This is a genomic window from Leclercia barmai, from assembly GCF_049312895.1.
Taxonomy (GTDB): domain Bacteria; phylum Pseudomonadota; class Gammaproteobacteria; order Enterobacterales; family Enterobacteriaceae; genus Enterobacter; species Enterobacter barmai.
In genome coordinates this window covers 88,552-104,688 of sequence record NZ_JBMNWZ010000008.1, presented here as the reverse complement: position 1 = coordinate 104,688, position 16,137 = coordinate 88,552, and the positions used below count along the sequence as shown (strand labels likewise).

General features: G+C 51.7%; 21 protein-coding genes. 4 read left to right on the top strand and 17 right to left on the bottom strand.

The genetic code is table 11. The features are described from left to right. Positions 1-633: 633 nt before the first annotated feature. From ACOYA6_RS21670 to ACOYA6_RS21650, 5 genes are all read right to left on the bottom strand, one after another. Positions 634-831: a hypothetical protein gene (locus ACOYA6_RS21670; protein WP_422655403.1), complete on the bottom strand. Its 198-nt coding sequence runs from the start codon at positions 829-831 to the stop codon at positions 634-636. A gap of 53 nt (positions 832-884) precedes the next feature. Then, complete coding sequence (locus ACOYA6_RS21665) at positions 885-1,316, bottom strand: antirestriction protein (protein WP_234115809.1); 432 nt, start codon at positions 1,314-1,316, stop codon at positions 885-887. Between the two features lie 356 nt (positions 1,317-1,672). Continuing rightward, positions 1,673-2,095, bottom strand: a complete 423-nt coding sequence (locus ACOYA6_RS21660) for a DUF1380 family protein (RefSeq protein ID WP_422655402.1) — start codon at positions 2,093-2,095, stop codon at positions 1,673-1,675. Positions 2,096-2,147: 52 nt separating this feature from the next. Then, a complete protein-coding gene (locus ACOYA6_RS21655) occupies positions 2,148-2,369 on the bottom strand; it encodes a hypothetical protein (protein WP_148569892.1) in 222 nt (73 codons plus the stop codon). Then, positions 2,366-3,058, bottom strand: a complete 693-nt coding sequence (locus ACOYA6_RS21650) for a DNA methylase (RefSeq protein WP_422655401.1) — start codon at positions 3,056-3,058, stop codon at positions 2,366-2,368. Before ACOYA6_RS21650 ends, ACOYA6_RS21655 begins: the two co-directional genes overlap by 4 nt. Between ACOYA6_RS21650 and ACOYA6_RS21645 the strand changes: the two genes are divergently transcribed. Then, a complete protein-coding gene (locus ACOYA6_RS21645; RefSeq protein ID WP_262364825.1) occupies positions 3,057-3,188 on the top strand; it encodes a hypothetical protein in 132 nt (43 codons plus the stop codon). The genes ACOYA6_RS21650 and ACOYA6_RS21645 overlap by 2 nt on opposite strands. Positions 3,189-3,446: 258 nt before the next feature. Here ACOYA6_RS21645 and ACOYA6_RS21640 read toward each other — a convergent pair whose 3' ends face one another. After that, positions 3,447-3,914 carry a hypothetical protein gene (locus ACOYA6_RS21640; RefSeq protein ID WP_422655400.1) on the bottom strand — a complete coding sequence of 156 codons (468 nt, stop codon included), beginning with the start codon at positions 3,912-3,914 and terminating at the stop codon, positions 3,447-3,449. A gap of 351 nt (positions 3,915-4,265) precedes the next feature. Between ACOYA6_RS21640 and ACOYA6_RS21635 the strand changes: the two genes are divergently transcribed. After that, positions 4,266-4,757, top strand: coding sequence for a DinB family protein (locus ACOYA6_RS21635; protein WP_422655399.1), 492 nt, complete (start codon positions 4,266-4,268; stop codon positions 4,755-4,757). Between the two features lie 183 nt (positions 4,758-4,940). On the opposite strand, the gene ACOYA6_RS21630 is transcribed toward ACOYA6_RS21635, so the two are convergent. The 6 genes from ACOYA6_RS21630 to ACOYA6_RS21605 form a co-directional block, all read right to left on the bottom strand. Beyond that, the gene (locus ACOYA6_RS21630) at positions 4,941-5,261 is read right to left on the bottom strand and encodes a hypothetical protein (protein WP_422655398.1); all 321 of its coding nucleotides are present in this window, start codon (positions 5,259-5,261) and stop codon (positions 4,941-4,943) included. 57 nt (positions 5,262-5,318) lie between these two features. Further along, entirely contained in the window at positions 5,319-5,456 is a 138-nt protein-coding gene (locus ACOYA6_RS21625) for a hypothetical protein (RefSeq protein WP_422655397.1), read from the bottom strand. Between the two features lie 231 nt (positions 5,457-5,687). Then, a complete protein-coding gene (locus tag ACOYA6_RS21620; RefSeq protein WP_148569878.1) occupies positions 5,688-5,891 on the bottom strand; it encodes a hypothetical protein in 204 nt (67 codons plus the stop codon). Between the two features lie 27 nt (positions 5,892-5,918). Next, the gene (locus ACOYA6_RS21615) at positions 5,919-6,182 is read right to left on the bottom strand and encodes a hypothetical protein (protein WP_422655396.1); all 264 of its coding nucleotides are present in this window, start codon (positions 6,180-6,182) and stop codon (positions 5,919-5,921) included. 12 nt (positions 6,183-6,194) lie between these two features. Beyond that, positions 6,195-6,593 (bottom strand): plasmid partitioning/stability family protein, encoded by a 399-nt coding sequence (locus ACOYA6_RS21610; protein WP_375148022.1) that lies wholly within the window; start codon positions 6,591-6,593, stop codon positions 6,195-6,197. Positions 6,594-6,597: 4 nt separating this feature from the next. Then, complete coding sequence (locus ACOYA6_RS21605; protein ID WP_404528507.1) at positions 6,598-7,554, bottom strand: plasmid segregation protein ParM; 957 nt, start codon at positions 7,552-7,554, stop codon at positions 6,598-6,600. 239 nt (positions 7,555-7,793) lie between these two features. Here ACOYA6_RS21605 and umuD point away from each other — a divergent pair, with 239 nt between their 5' ends. Further along, a complete protein-coding gene (gene umuD, locus ACOYA6_RS21600; RefSeq protein WP_422655395.1) occupies positions 7,794-8,225 on the top strand; it encodes a translesion error-prone DNA polymerase V autoproteolytic subunit in 432 nt (143 codons plus the stop codon). Further along, positions 8,225-9,496, top strand: a complete 1,272-nt coding sequence (locus ACOYA6_RS21595; RefSeq protein WP_234115801.1) for a Y-family DNA polymerase — start codon at positions 8,225-8,227, stop codon at positions 9,494-9,496. Before umuD ends, ACOYA6_RS21595 begins: the two co-directional genes overlap by 1 nt. A gap of 579 nt (positions 9,497-10,075) precedes the next feature. On the opposite strand, the gene ACOYA6_RS21590 is transcribed toward ACOYA6_RS21595, so the two are convergent. From ACOYA6_RS21590 to ACOYA6_RS21570, 5 genes are all read right to left on the bottom strand, one after another. Then, entirely contained in the window at positions 10,076-11,035 is a 960-nt protein-coding gene (locus ACOYA6_RS21590) for a ParB/RepB/Spo0J family plasmid partition protein (protein ID WP_422655394.1), read from the bottom strand. Beyond that, complete coding sequence (gene sopA / locus ACOYA6_RS21585) at positions 11,035-12,201, bottom strand: plasmid-partitioning protein SopA (protein ID WP_148569871.1); 1,167 nt, start codon at positions 12,199-12,201, stop codon at positions 11,035-11,037. Before sopA ends, ACOYA6_RS21590 begins: the two co-directional genes overlap by 1 nt. A 692-nt stretch (positions 12,202-12,893) precedes the next feature. Beyond that, positions 12,894-13,754, bottom strand: a complete 861-nt coding sequence (locus ACOYA6_RS21580; RefSeq protein WP_148569870.1) for a RepB family plasmid replication initiator protein — start codon at positions 13,752-13,754, stop codon at positions 12,894-12,896. A gap of 771 nt (positions 13,755-14,525) precedes the next feature. Then, entirely contained in the window at positions 14,526-15,317 is a 792-nt protein-coding gene (locus ACOYA6_RS21575) for a site-specific integrase (RefSeq protein ID WP_422655393.1), read from the bottom strand. Next, entirely contained in the window at positions 15,307-16,134 is an 828-nt protein-coding gene (locus ACOYA6_RS21570) for a hypothetical protein (RefSeq protein WP_422655392.1), read from the bottom strand. The genes ACOYA6_RS21575 and ACOYA6_RS21570 overlap by 11 nt, the downstream gene beginning before the upstream one ends. Between the last annotated feature and the right edge of the window lie 3 nt (positions 16,135-16,137).

Here is a 16,137-nt window from a genome sequence, read left to right as displayed (position 1 = left end):
AGCGTGCATTTCACCCCTTGGATGACGACCCGACGGTGCTACGACCAGCCCTCCGCGGGAGGACACACAGGGTGATGGCCTCACCGGGGGAACAGGATGCACGCACCCGACACGTCGGAACGGCGTGGCGGCATCAGAGCGACGACATCAGCCGGCGCGGTGGAGGCGACGCGACCGGCACGGTCGCTGTGAGCCGGGAAGTTGACCTTCGCCATCAGACCCTAGCGAAGCCCGAAACCCGCAGGGGTTCGGCGGAGACTGGCCGGTGCGCAGCAGCGGCCCTGGCGGAGTGGGGCTCGACGACTGAACCGCGCAGCGGGTCAGGAGCCGAAGGGGGCCATGTGTAATATTCCGGATAATTTGCTGATCGGGTTTCACTGCCCGGGCCGGCCCGTAAACCCGGGCAAACGGAGCCTGCTGGCCTTCACACCCTGCAGATCAGCAAATGACATGATTTCCGGCAGATACGGCGTTGTTTTTACCCTCACATAATTTACCCGAATGAGTCTGCTGTTGTTCCGGACTCCGGGCGTAGATGCAGCGCCGCAGGCGCTGTCACTTCAGCCCGTCAGCCCGCAGGGATGACAGGGTTTTCAGCGCGCGAACAGGCGGAGCTGTAGCCCCGCCCTGCTGTTACTGTTTGTCGCCCTGCCCGCCCTGAAGAATAAAATGACCGCATAAGTATACGGAACATTGGCGGGTTGCGGACTCACACAATTCTTCCACCACTTTTGCGGTAGTAACCGGGCTGAGTCCCAAATCACGTCGTCTGGTGTTGATCTGGTCTTTGTACTGACGCAGGATATTTCGTGTTTCGGCTGATAATTGCATTACGTCTCTCCTCTTCTTTCAGGATACCGGGCGGCAACGCCGCCCGCGGTCATTCAGTCCAGGGCACGCCAGATGGTTGCGCTTTCCGGGTGAGTGTCAGCAAACGCCATCAGTTGATCATGGCGGCGGCAAAAGTGGCGACACAGTTCTTCGTGGTCATGGTTGCTGTGGTGCCAGCTCCGGTGATTAAGAACCAGCGCAGTGAGGATGATCCCCGCCACTTCCCCGCTGACGGTCTGCTCAAACCAGTTTTCCGCATTGCAAAACGTCAGGCTCTCCATGTCGGGCGCCATAAATCCGCCCCCGTCCGGCAGACGGTAAAACTGCCAGAATCCCCCCACATAGTCGGGGCAATAGCGTCTGGCATAGGCATAGATGGATGCCTCGGACGTTATAAAATCGCCGCCAAACACATCCGGTAAGAAAGTCAGACGCTGCGCGCCCTCAAGACGAACGGCATCACAACGGGTCAGGGTCTGGTTCATACATCCTCCACGGTTAACATATTCTCGGTTCCGGCATCGCCGTGACGACACAGAAGACCGGCGAAAAGCGGAGGACGCAGGGGCGACGCCGCAAGCCGCAGCGCAAAGCCTTCACGGGCTGAATGCACCGTGAAGGGTGCGAACGGGTGAGGACGGCGGCGAAGCGAACCCTTGTGGCCGATGCGGCCGGGCTACAGTGAAGTCACGGCGCATGCCGCCACCGCACGGTATGTCAGGGGAGTTTTACTGTCCCGCCGCGGCCCGGCGGGCTGCGGCGGATAAAAGCGGAAGGCACTGACCTCCTTTTTCGCAGTGGATGGCCACTGGCAAACCGGGGGCATCCCCCCGGCTCACTATCAGGCAGCAAGCGCCTCTTTCAGCCGGTACACGTCGTTTCTCGCCTCCTGTACGGCCTGCGGCTCGGGCCGGCCCGCCTCCCATGCCTGACCCGCCCTGTGCTCCAGCTCACACTCATAGTCCTGCAACACGCGTGTGAGCAGGGCCGCCGGCACGCTTACCTGCCGGTTTGCTTCTTTCCTGTGGAGCGTGAGCATGTCGTTCACGCTGGCCTGTGTGACGCCCTTAATCTGGTAAACAGCCATATGCGTGTCACCGATCGCTTTCATTAGCCTGCGTGCTTCCTCTTCAGTCGGGAACTGGTTGTGTTTCCGGCACGCCGCTAATACCGCGTCCGTTGTCCAGACCAGCAGGGTCAGCGGTTCACAGGCAGTGAACATGTTTTCAAGCTTCACACAAAGTTCTTCACGGGTTCCGTACATGTTTTTACTCTCTTATCGGGTTAACAGGCCGGGCATCGCCCGGCAGGGTCAGTCAGTCCTGAAAGGTTTCGTCCAGCACCAGGGCTTCGCGGTACGCTTCCAGTAAAAGGGTGTTTATCCGGCGCAGGGTCTGCGCGGCCATACGTTCAGCCAGCGTGGCCGCATCGTGCCTGTGCTGAGATTCGAGGCGGTTCAGCAGCATCCGCACATCACACATGGCATTGCTGAGGGTGGCGACGTCCGTGCGCAGATCCTCAAGTCCCGCATAGTTCATGCTGCCTCCGGATAGTCGGGATAAAAGGCCCCATCATTTGCGGCCGGCATTCTTCTCGACCTTTCAACCTGCGCCAGGCGACGAACGCCAGCGGCGTGATACTCTTCAAGCATCTCGATCCCGATATAGCGCCGGCTGGTTTCGGCGGCCGCCACGCAGGTGGAGCCGGAACCGGCGAACGGATCCAGAACAATGGCGCCCGGTCGGGTCAGGGATTCAATAAGCGGGCGCAGGCTCTGCACCGGCTTTTCAGTCGGGTGGTGACGGTTGCCCGTATATTTCCAGGGGATCACATCCGGGATGGGACGGTCCGGCGCCTGTGGCCGGCCCTTCGCCAGCAGGTAGGCACTTTCGTGGGCATAGCCGACAAATGTTGATTTCGACGTATACGATTTTGCAAAAACGATATGCCCCACAATCCGGAAGCCAGCCGTTTTCCAGGCATTAAGAAACAAATCTGCCCGGTTCCAGGCGTAGAAGCTCACCATCAGGCTGTCGTTTTTCAGGACGCGATACATCTCATGACAGGCCGGTTGCAGCCATTCCGGCGTGTTGTCGCCGGCAAGGGTACGCCCGGTGCGATCCTTATAGCCGACCAGGTACGGCGGATCGGTCAGAATAAAATCCACTGCACGCGACGGAAAACGGGACATGACCTGCACGCAGTCACCCAGGATAAAACGGGACATGGCACTCTCCTCTCTGATATACGGCACCCTGTTGCGCCGTGCCGCCACAAAAACCCGGCGTAAAGCGGAGGGCGCAGGGGCGATGCCGCAGGCCGCAGCGCAAGCCTTTCACGGGCTGAATGCGCCGTGAAAGGTGCGAACGGGTGAGGACAGAGACGAAGTGAACCCTTGCGACCGTAGCGGCCGGGTTAGCGTGAAGGCACGGCGTTGAATATGCCGCCGGCAGGCGGCCATAAGGCGGAGGGAACCGACATCCTTCGGTACCGGTTCTGATAGCTTATGAGTCCAACAGGGGGATATTCAGTGATGGCAGATTCGTGCCTTTTTCTGGCATGTTTGCCTTCGATTTCAGGACACCCGCCTCCCCGGAGGGTGTCCTTCTTTTTCGTCAGCGCCCCTTCACCCTGTCAATCGCAAACTGCAGCGTGTCCCAGTTAAATCCGATTCCGGCATCGTGGCTGTGGTCGCAGATACGCATGGCTTCTGCAATTTCCTCTTCAGACAGACTTTCATCGAGCGTCAGAAAATCGTCTGCAAGCCAGAATGTCCCCATACACAGAGCATCCTGCGGATACTGCTGCAGTCTGGCGATGAGCGCCGCCACCGTCATATCATCGTGGCAGGCAGGTAGCGACGGCAGCACGCGATCGGCGATGTCGTTCCAGCACCAGTCATCGCCCTCCGGCATAGGTTCATGCAGGGTCTTTGATTCCACGCCCGGGAGCCGGGAAAGCTGCTCCTTAATCTCGCCCAGGCAGAGTCGCTCACTACTGGCATCCTCGCTCCCCAGATAATGGTTGTTGATATACACGGCAAACTCGCCGTTAATGAGTTCAATACAGGTCAGTCTGAACATAGTTGCGTCCTCAGCATCTGGCACACTGTTGCGCCGTGCCGCCACAAAAACCCGGCGTAAAGCGGAGGGCGCTGGGGCGATGCCGCAGGCCGCAGCGCAAGCCTTTCACGGGCTGAATGCACCGTGAAAGGTGCGAACGGGTGAGTAAAGAGACGAAGTGAACCCTTGCGACCGTAGCGGCCGGGTTAGCGTGAAGGCACGGCGTTGAACACGCCGCTGGCAGACAGCTGGAAGGCGTAGGAAACCGGCATCCTTTATTTGGTCACAGTCTGCTATGTGCCAAAAGCGGAAGTAAGTAGAGAACCCTTTATGTTACTGATAGGATAACAAAATGTATAAAAGAGGTGACGCATGGATACTGACAAGTTAGTTACGCTGTTTAGATACAAGCGCTGGATAGATATTGAAACACTACAAGCGATTAAAAGAATCGATGCGTCTGCAAATGCAGAAAAGCACCACCTGACGCTCAGATTGATGAATCACGTTCATGTGGTTGATTTGATCTTCAGAGCTAACGTTACCGGTCAGAAGCATTCCTTCACAGCATTGAACACGCCAGAGACCCCCTCTGCTGATGAGCTTCTGATAACGATGACTGAATGTACAGACTGGTATATTCAACATGTCAATTCCATGTCTTCCGCTGATCTTGCTGAAACAATCAAATTCCAGTTTGTTGATGGCGGATATGGTGAGATGAAGGCGGTCGATATGCTCAATCATGTGCTTTTTCACGGGACATATCATCGTGGCGCAGTGGGTTGGCTAACCTCAGAAAGTGGTGTAACCCCGCCCAAGGACGTATTGACCGTTTTTCTAAGAGATCATAACCACGAGTAAACGAGACTGGCAGGGGCATGCAAATTTATAACTCCATTGAGCCCTTACACAAAAATAAGTGCAAAAATGAATGTCATTGAGTGTCCGCTTCTCGCTCACAGCGGACCTTCAGCTCAGTTGCCTGGTCCGCTTCGTGTCAGTAGCAGCCCCTTCGATTGTGCAGAACTGTGATGAAAAGGAAACTCATACCTCTTCCGTTTTGAGTATGCGGATATGATGCGCAGCACCTGCAAAAATGACCGTACATCTGCCTTTGTATCGGGTATTCCCACAACCTCCCTGTATGTTATGTGCCCCCATAATACCGCAGCGGGAAAACAGCAAATCAATTAAGTCGCTGTTTTCACCTATTTTTCCGGAAAGAACAGCCCATCGGGTTAGCAGGTGAGTTCCCCAGTTACGGCTCTCTGTTGGAAGTTCAAAGGCCAGTTCAACTGGCAGGGTGTCCCTCAGACGTTCCAGGATTTTTGGCTGCGAAGAAAGAGAAGCATCCAGGTCTGCCACAGGCAAATGGTCAGGGAATTCGCAGGTATAGACTCTGGGAGTATGAACAGGAAGACGCTATATCATATGAGCGTGGTAATCGGCACCGTCAAAATTATCAATAAACCAGAACGCCAATCCTGTACCCTCGCCTGTACCAAAAAACTGGGGGTCAAAACTGTCAAATAACGCGCGTGAACCGTGATAAATTTTCACAACAGCTCCTGTCTGCTACCCGTAAATCAGATCGTTATTAATCTCGTTGATTACTGTTTTGACTACTTTATGTATGCAGGAATCCGCAGCATAAGGCATTAATCAGAGAAATTTTACTTGAGGTTAGATTGTGTTTTACATCACAATTTAAAACTCTATAATCGCCGAAAAATTGAGCGCTCGTTTTAACGGCAGGGATGAGATTTCTTCCTGCCGTTTTTTATGCTGCTTTTATCGCGCGGGCGCTGCCCCAATACGACGCAGCGCGTCCTGCACTTCATGCAATCCAAAAATATCATCCGGAGGCGGGGTTTTTCCGGCCAGCTGGCAGAACGTAAAGGCGGCATTGGATGCAGTTAACCGCTCGCGGTGCAGCGCCTGCAGGGCCACCACAACCAGCGTTCGGTCTTCATCTTTCAGTTCTTCGAGTCGCATACTGTTTCCTGTAGGTTGATGTTCATATCATGACCGTCCTTTTGCCGTTTTATTGTCAAAGGCCAGGATAACTCCGAGGCACATCAGACAGGCATAGGCTAGCTGCAGCACAATGGTCACCGGCAGGGGCATCGCATCGACGAGTAATAACGGGACGACCAACGCCACGCCCAGCAGGATCATTCCCCTGCCAGTCTTTTTGACGAGGTCCGCCCACTGGTCCTCTGGAACGTTTCTGGCACGCAGAACATGGCAGATCATGCGTTCAGCATGGTGCTTTACGAGTGACATAATGGATTTACCTTATTTATCCTTCGCGCCACCAAACATGGCCCGGGCATTGCTCAGGGTTTCATTGTCATCTTCCGGGGGCGCGGGCGGTGCACTGCCCTGCACTTTTGCTGGCGTCTGCGCTGCTGGTCGGCGGTTGCCGAACGCTTTCATTTCTTCCGGGAAAACCGCCTGCATCAGCAGAACCATCTCCTCGAACGTGGTCGATTCATTCAGCTGGGCTGCCAGCAGATGCGGCAGCCTTTCATCCTGTTTTCTCAGGGCAAAGCCGGACAGAAGCGCAGCACGCCAGACGTTCCCCCGCTCCCCCTGGGGCAGCCTGTCTGTTTCATCGCAGACGTAGCGCTCAGCAGCGTTGCTTTCGGGGTTCAGGTAAAACGTAATTTTTCTACGGGTGTCCGGTTTATCCATCTCATTAACCAATTGCGAACATGCCATTGACCAGGTCAAACTGGGGATCTTCGCTCAGGTAAAACCTGTCATCGCGCACCCCACAAAATTGTCTGACCGCACTGGCGATGAGTTCGGCACCGCCACCAATTACCATAACATGAGAATAACTTTCAAAGCTCTTCACGGCATCGATCACCCGGTTCACAAGACGGTGATGTGAATCGCGAAGCGCTTCCTGCACGACGGCCAGTCTGGAGGCATCGTTAATGCGCTGCCGCATAAAATTCTCGTCTTCTCGGTGGATGATGAGTTCGTCAGCAAGATAGCTGCTGCCCCGCGTTCTGGCCACTGCCATCGCCGCCCTGACGTCCTGCGTCATCAGTGATACCCCCAGGCCGGAGTCGCCAAAGATACGCGAAATCCCCCGCATTTTGGCCCTGACATGTGAAATATCGAGCGTGGTGCCTCCCAGGTCAACAATGAGCAGTGAGTCAAGGTCGTCCAGTTTGCTCACCACATCAAAGCCTGCCGGAATGGACTCAGGCATGACGCGCACACTGCGAACGGTGAAGGTCAGTCCGTCATTCAGGGTGACCGGCCGCATCAGGTTTTCCTCTTTGCGCCGGATATTCTCAGCACAGGGTTGATTGTCACGGTTGTAATACTCCGCGAGCGGCAGCGTCACGACAATATCGACCTCCCGGGGTTCAAGTCCGGTCTGCAGCAGCGCATGGTGGACGGCAATGACGTTCACATCACTGTACTGCCATGCAATGTTGGTCGTGACCAGCGCATCGGCGCTGATGGGATCGAAGGTGTAGTGCTCTCCATTGAGCGAATAGTTAAAAACGCGCTGGCCACCAAAGCAAACCGCCCACTCACGCTTGAAACTGTTCGGACTGATCGCCCGATGAACTTTTTCTCCGTCCTGCCACATCAGCTTAATGTTGGTTGATCCATCATCGATGAAAATTTTCATATAACCTCACGGTAATTTCAAATACAAAATCAGGTTTTTATTTGAGAAGTATAAGAGAACAATTTGGAATTTACACAGTGTGATGGGGTTTATCAAGGACAATCTAGAGAAAAACTAGAGAACAATAAGGGTTGAATGTGGGACGTGTTAAAAAAGGGCATTCTGCGCTCGAAGTTGATCGCTTACGGTAAAAATACTACTGTATATAAAAACAGTATAATTAAAGTCGTGAGGGATACATGAAGTTACAGTTGCTTAGGCCGGGGAAAGAGATTCCGCCGCAAACGCACCCTTTTTTTTCAGATCTGGCCAACTGCGGATTTCCCAGCCCGGCCCAGGATTACGTTGAGTCAGATCTGGATTTGCATGACTACTGCATTCGTCATCCGAGTGCGACCTACTATCTGCGCGCGAGCGGCGACAGCATGTCAGATGGTAGCCTGTTTAACGGGGATCTTCTGGTCGTCGACTGCGCGGAAAAACCTCAGCACGGCGATATTGTTGTGGCCAGCCTGCAGGGTGAATTTACCGTGAAGCGCCTGCTGCTGAGGCCGAGACTGATTCTGCAGCCTATGAACGCCGGCTGGGCACCTATCTACCCCGACCCCAATGAGCTGGAAATTTTCGGCGTGGTGACCCACATCATCCACCGGACACGGGAGATGTACTGATGTTTGCCCTCGCTGATGTGAACAGCTTCTACGCCAGCTGCGAGCGGGTATTTCGCCCGGACCTGAAGGGTAAGCCTGTTGTGGTGCTCAGCAATAACGACGGCTGCGTAATCGCCCGCAGCGCGGAGAGTAAAAAATACGTGCGTATGGGTACCCCATGGTTCCAGATGAAAAACGAAAGTTATCCGGAGAAAATTTACGCGTTCTCGAGTAATTACGAGCTTTACGCTTCAATGTCGGCCCGCGTAATGAGCTGTCTCGAGGAACTGGCACCTCGCGTGGAACAATACTCAATTGATGAAATGTTTTTAGATATCAATGGAATACATAAATACAATAACCTGGAAGATTTCGGTCGGCAACTGCGTGGACACGTTTATGACTGCACCCGGCTGACGATCGGCGTCGGTATGGGCCCCACTAAAACGCTGGCCAAATCTGCTCAGTGGGCCTCAAAGGAATGGAAACAGTTCAGGGGCGTACTGGCCCTGACCCCGGGTAATCCGGCCAGAACGCGGAAATTGCTCTCCCTGCAGCCTGTTGAAGAGATCTGGGGCGTCGGCAACCGTATTGCGAAAAAGCTGCATGTTCTGGGAATCAGGACGGCGCTGGATCTGGCTCTGACGAACCCGACCTTTGTGCGTAAAAATTTCTCTGTTGTGCTGGAAAGAACGGTACGTGAGCTGAACGGTGAGAGCTGTATAGCCCTCGAGGAAGCCCCTCCCACCAAACAGCAGATTGTCTGCAGTCGCAGTTTTGGCGAGAAAATCACGGAAGCGGATTCGCTCCGCCAGGCCATTTGCCAGTATGCGGAACGGGCGGCGGAGAAGCTCCGGGGGGAACACCAGTTCTGCCGGCATATTTCTGTCTTTATCAAAACGTCTCCGTTCACCGTTAAAGAGCCTTACTACGGCAACGTGGCCACGGAGAAACTGCTTACGCCCACTCAGGATACCCGGGACATCATTGCGGCCGCCACAACGGCGCTGGAGCGTATCTGGAAGGATGGCCACCGGTATGCCAAAGCCGGTGTGATGCTGAATGACTTCACAAGTTCCGGCGTGTCGCAGCTGCAGCTGTTCGACGAACGTCCGCCCCGACCTCATAGCGCAGAACTGATGAAGGTTCTCGATGGTATTAATCATTCTGGCCTGGGCCATGTCTGGTTTGCCGGACGAGGCATTGCACCATCCTGGCAGATGAAACGCGATATGCTGTCCCCTGCGTACACCACCCGCTGGAAAGATATCCCGATAGCAAGGATTAGTTAAATCCTGCTTTTCAGAAAGAGCCAGTAGTGCTCGCCGCAGCCGAACGACAGGGCGAAGCCCGCGAGTGAGCGAGGAAGCACCAAAGAGACTAACTAACAAACATTACTTACGCGCCTTAGCTAGAAAATACCCATACAAAGGCTTGACTGACTATAGGTTGGTACCAAAGTCCCAGTTGAGTGGTTAGGATCACAGTCCCAGTTGAGTGGTTAGGATGACAGTCCCAGTTGAGTGGTTAGGACCACGGTCCCAGTTGAGTGGTTAGGACCGTGGTCCCAGTTGGGTAGTTGGGACCACGGTCCCAGTTGGGTAGTTGGGACCACGGTCCCAGTTGAGTGGTTGGGACCACGGTCCCAGTTGAGTGGTTGGGACCACGGTTCCAGTTGAGTGGTTGGGACCATGGTCCCAGTTGAGTGGTTGGGACCACGGTCCCAGTTGAGTGGTTGGGACCATGGTCCCAGTTGAGTGGTTGGGACCATGGTCCCAGTTGAGTGGTTGGGACCACGGTCCCAGTTGAGTGGTTGGGACCACGGTCATGAGGATCGTAAATTAGAAAGATAGTTATGAATAATTACTTTTTTACTTAATAGCCAAATGCTCAAGCATTTCTTCAAACTTCCCAATGTCTTTTTCTGAAAGCTTAGAGCGATCTAGGCTAATGATTAATTTATTGCCTTTATACTGCGCTGATGCTCCCGGAATGAAAACGCGCTTTTCAGGGGTCTGATTTAATTTTTTGCTGTGATCTTTTAGTAAGGCTGTAAGAAAATGGATTATTTCATCAGTCTCAAGTACTACACCTGCCTTTCTTTTTTCTGAAAGTTCATAAGCCCCTTCGAGTAAACGAGCCTCGTTCTCAGCAAAAATTTTCTGTAAATTTTCACCAGCTCTGGCAGAAAGCTCGCCTGGATGAGAGAAAAGGGCGATGACATCTCTTGGTAACTTAGAGGAACTGATGCATCTGGTTATGATTTTCCTTGAAATATTTTCAGCGTCAGCCAGAGCAGAAATATTCCCATTAAATTCATTTTCTAATCGCTGAGAATATCGCTTACCTCTTTCATAAGCACTTGTCGGTCTATAATCGTTTCCAAGCTTGCATAAAGCATCCATCTGTTCGTCATCAAGGGCACCGACGAGTATGCGATACTCAGTTGATGTAAGAATGGCAGACATGCGACGGCGGCTACCATCGGCAACCTCTATATGTCCCCCGACCTTACGACCAAAAGCCGGATTTTGTTGGCCAGTTAGTAAAAACGATGGTATGAGATCGTCCAATGCCTCCTCTGTTAAAAATGCCTGATCACGTTCATTACCAACCCAGACCTTTGTAGAGTTTGCTACATCTACTCCTGGTATAGTTTCAAGAACAAACTTTACATCTCGGCCACACACGGGAAGGGTAATAGTATTACCTTTTGCCATAGCGCCCACTCGAGCAATGAGCGTATCAACCATAGGAGCAGCTGGAGCTGTTGCAGTAGTTGCAGGAGCGACTGAAGGATTAGATTTAGGAATAATAGGTGCACGTTTCATTAACGGATCTCCCAACGTGGTTTAATGAGACGATCAAATATTTCATTACAAACCGGCTCCCAAATTGCGAGTGCATTCCTCCATGCTCCAGTAGAAGAACGCTGATCTATGGCTTGTTCGAACACTGTTCTCATTCGGATCTGTCCTTTACCCACTTCATCCGTTTCACGTACTACGTTCTTAAGAACCATGCTTCCCCATGCATCCCTAATTTGCTCTTCCATCCAGGGCGACTGGGAACCATTATTATTGTTATATTTAGTAAGCAAGATCCTGACATCTGGCTCGAAGCCCTTAAGGTCCACGTTCTTCAGCAGATCCCTGAGCATGTCGAAAAACTGAAGAGCAGAGGTATAGTCAAAGAGTTCAGCGGGAGTAGGGACTAACAATACGTCAGCAGCACAAACAACGTTGATTGTGCCGATACCAAGGTTAGGAGCACTATCGATGACAACCACATCATAATCATGCGCAACCGTTTCGATGGCTAGTCTTAGCATCATATGAGGGTCTGTCGGCAGCTTACCATCGTCGTAACGCCCCATAAGCTCAGTTTCAATACGATGCAATGCGAGACACGAAGGAATAATATCCAGACCAGGCCAGCAAGTTGGTTTTATGGCATATAAAGCATCATCTCGTTCACCGAGATAAAAGGGGAGGAGCGTATCTTCAGAGTGAATATGTAAATCGGGAACCCAACCGTGATACATCGATGCCGTACCTTGCGGATCGTTACCTTCAACTAACAGTACACGAAGCCCTTTCAAAGCCAGATCCTGAGCAAGATGAACGGAGACAGATGTTTTATAAACCCCACCTTTATGAGCTGCAACACCAATAACCGGAGGCAGGCTTTCATCAGGACGACGGAGACGGGTACCAAACACATCTCGCATATGATTTATTTGTTCAATGGTATAGCCAACACGCTGCTCTACGCGCCCTCGTAATTCCATATCTGGATGAGGCAAGCGCCCTGCTTTTTCAGCGTCACGAATAGCCTGGGATGACACACCGATCAGATCGGCAGCTTCACCAACTCGCCACCGCCGGGTGATTTTCCTTGCTTCAGGGCTATCATCATTAAATTGAGCGATAGCGATGGCTTTCGTCATCTCATGACCAGCGGTAATGCATTGATTTAGCGTATCCATTAATCCCATAAGAAGTTCCTTTCAATTAACTTTGCATCATTCTATTAAATCTTGAGAAAACAAGCAAAGCAACATAAAACATGCAAACCACCTAGAAAAGTGCAAAGCACATCAAATTTTGCAAAGTTGATAACTTATTAAACAGAATCCTTCTACAAAATGAGGTGATTACGATAGTTTTACGATCAGGAGGCCATAGCTAACCATCAACCCCTCAAAAGACAGGGCATCTTTGGTACGTTCAGATTGGTCTTTTCATAAGTTCGACATACGATGTATCGAATAATTAACACTCACTGCCTTAAAAAGACGAGGTATCCCGGGGTCACTTGTTAAGTCCCATTTCTTGATATGCATCAGACCAGATGTGAGCTATTTTTATGGTCACTTATACGTATCGAGAAGCGCGTTCTGTGAACGCCTTAATCATAAAGGTGGGTCATAGCATGTATAAGGTGTGTTGTAACATGCTATGAAAAAAGATCGTTAAAGGATCTCAAAAAGGTGGGTTGGAACATGTTAAAGGTGGGCAGCGATATGCAAAAGGTGTGTCACAGCATGTAAAGATATCCCAACTGCTCAAAAATCAGCCTAACAAAATACGCTCAAACGCAACTGTGCCACGATACCATGTTATGACACACCTAAAATCATGGTACGACCCGCCAATGCTGAATATCCTGCATAATGCGACCCACCTTCTATGATGCCAATTCTTTAAGTTTTTTGTTTCGCTTATGAATCAACACCGTTAGAGTTCGCCCATCTTTTACAATAGAATATTCAATGTAGCCAATATCTTGTAGTTGCTTAAGTGCAGCCTTGATCAGCCGGTTCTGCTCCTTTACTGGAGAGGTCAGATTTAAACGTTCGATGATGCGATCAAACCGGATTGGGGCAGGGTTATCAGGCAGACTGGCGATATAGGTATAGAGCGTCTGAGCAACCTCTTTACCTTTAAGCATATGATAAGGACGTTTACGCAGAAGGATGTTGTAGTCGATCTGATACAGCTCATGCAAACGCTCATCGGCTTGAAGCGTGATCGTATCGGATTCTCTGGTGTACTTACCGCTCTTAAGAAGCTGAGTGAAAAATTTATCTCCAGTTTTCTTGCTGTTAAACTGAACTGTCTTGGTACCGATCCTGGTAAGTGCATCGAAGATGGTGTCACGCAGGCGCTTGTTAAACTGACGAGAGTCGTACTGACACAATGCGGCGAACTCAGTGAAAGGCAGCTCGATAGTGTTCGATTTCAAACCGTATTTACTGAAGGCACCAATAATGCCCATCCAGACACTAAAGTCCGTTGATATGTTAAGTCGCTCACCAAAGATCCTGACTTCGTCATAACCTTCCTTACGGGCGAATTCAAGCTGAGAAAATGAAGAAGAAACATCAATACCGGACTTCTGCCCCTTGGGTATTGCTCTGCTGCCAGGAACAAAGACACCCAAGCGCAGTAGAATAGCTGGTTGAACTGAAGAATTACTTGTGACTGTTAATTGATGTACCTCTCCTTCATTTGTAATTTGAGAAGGGATAAAATTGTTATCAGTCATAGAGTTATGCCACTTAAGTAGGAATCCATTCAAGGTTATCCACAAAGGGTGAATAGTTCGGTATTTCACATGCTATGACACACCATTTTGCATGTTATGACACACTAAGTGCATGATGTCACCCACTTTGATCATGGTATGGCACACTAATTACATGTTGTGACACACTTACTGCATAATGTGACACACCCAAATCTTCTGTATGCCTTGTCTGGCGTGGTCTGTAACGATCTGGGATCTGTTTGGAACTGTATGGATCCATTTAGGATCTTCAATAGGATCGTATTATTGGATCTAGCTATGTATATGTTGATAACTTTTAAATCAGAGAGTATGAAAGAGGATAGATAACATCATGCCAGTGACAGTATTCATGTTGCAGAAAGACATGATTAAATGTTATGACCCAATACATAGAAATGTGGGCTAAACATAATTGCCTTAGCTTGATCACGTTGATCTGCAAGTGGCTACGCTATCAGTGCACTTGTAATCACCACAACTGCATAGTCCAATGCGAACACACAACGAATATTCGGCTTATCCTGTACATAGCAGATTAATGAGCACGTGGCCGTCTATAGACGCGTCACACTGGCATGCAAAAATACTTTCTACTTTGGACGTGTTGGCACTATCGGAAAAAGTATCCAGAAGATACTTCTGATGATCGGATTTATTTTTATTGATTTAATAGCATATCGTGACTCATTTCTGAACAGGGGAGGGGTTAGACAAGTCCACCAAGCGCTTCAGGTTGCAATCTTAATATTAAGATTGGCCTTTCAATAATGCCACCGCCTCGATCCCCGGCATCTGGAACTGAACCCGGTGCCGTGCAGCTACATCCAGTGCGAACACTTTCGTGTACACCTCCGTTGAGCTTAGCGATTTATGTCCCATCAGGCTCTGTAGTACCTTCAGTGGAATACCTGCATACAGCATGTGCATAGCGTAGGAGTGGCGGAACGTGTGCGGCGTGACCGGTATGGAGAACGTTACTCCATCGGCAGCGGCCGATTCTACCGCTTCATTCAGCCAGGTCCGGACCGTGCGGTCAGTGATCTCCCAGATGCGCGCTTTTTCGTTTCTGCCGGTGCGTTTATTACGGCGCTCCAGCGGAACTTTCAGGGTGGCCACCATCATCTGCAGCTGGCTGACGTACTGATGATCTGACAGCGGCACCAGGCGATGCGCCTGGCTTCTGGCCGGCGCCCGACCAGCCGTCCGCGCGGCTTTCTCCGCACGCTGTTTCAGGGTCGCCAGCTGTACGAACGGCAGTGATGACGTCAGCGAAAAATCGGCCCGGGTGAGCGCCAGCGCCTCGTTGATTCGGGCACCGGTATTCCACAGTGTGGCCAGAAGCATTTTGCGGTGCAAATCAGGCACGTAATGGAGCAGGGCGCTGACCTCCGGTGCCAGCAGATACCTCGGCATTTCTTCATGCACCAGTGCCATCTGGCGCAGCGCCAGTGCGGCCGGATAATCGATGGCGACGGGTAACGAGGCCGCCTGCGACGGGAGGGCGGGAAAGTTATTCATGGTCACTTGGTTATCCTTCATGATCGTCCGTGTGGGTGTTCTTTTGCTGGTCATTCCTGGGAGCATAATGTCGCTTTACCTGATGAACGAGCAAGGACAGCAGCGTAAACGGGGCGCGGATGGCCCGGATAATCAGCTTATGGGGCTGCCGGCGGGTGAGACGAGCTATCTCATCATCTTTGCCCTTAAGCGTACGTGATTTTGCCTCCATATCCAGCCTGTACCTGTCGTTGTCCTCAACAAGTGAAAGCACCCCCCTGTGCAGCAGGACGACATCCGGTTTCGCACGGCTGCCTGCCGGCAGCTTCAGTTCATTAACCGTCAGGGGAAGCGACGTTCTGCTGCCGGGCGGAAAGCGGAACCCCATACCGTGCCAGAAACGGTCACGCCGGGCGTGGTTTACTGCATCTACTTCGTCGCCCGGGTTAGTCCTGATTGTTTTCACCGGCGTATCAGGCGGCAGGGTTTTTGCCCAGCTGACCAGCTGCTGCATGCACCACGAACCGAGTCCGCGGCCCTGCAGTTCTTCCTCCAGAATAACGTAACCGTTGGTCAGATCCAGCTCAGCAGTATTGGTATAGGGGCTGACGTTGAAGCTGGCCGGAAAGGATAATGTACCGTCGCGCCAGAAGAGTTTCAGCTCACATACCCGGCTCTTCAGATGACGCGGACCGCGATTCTCTATGCCCGCAGGTAAATACTCATCTGAGATGATCCTGATGGCCACAAAAGTCAGGGGCCGGGGATAGCATGCCCCGTCCTGCTGTTTTGGCAGGGTGATCAGCCAGGCGTTTTCGTCTTCGCGGTAACGCGTTGTTGCGGAAAGGTGCTCAGTCATGGT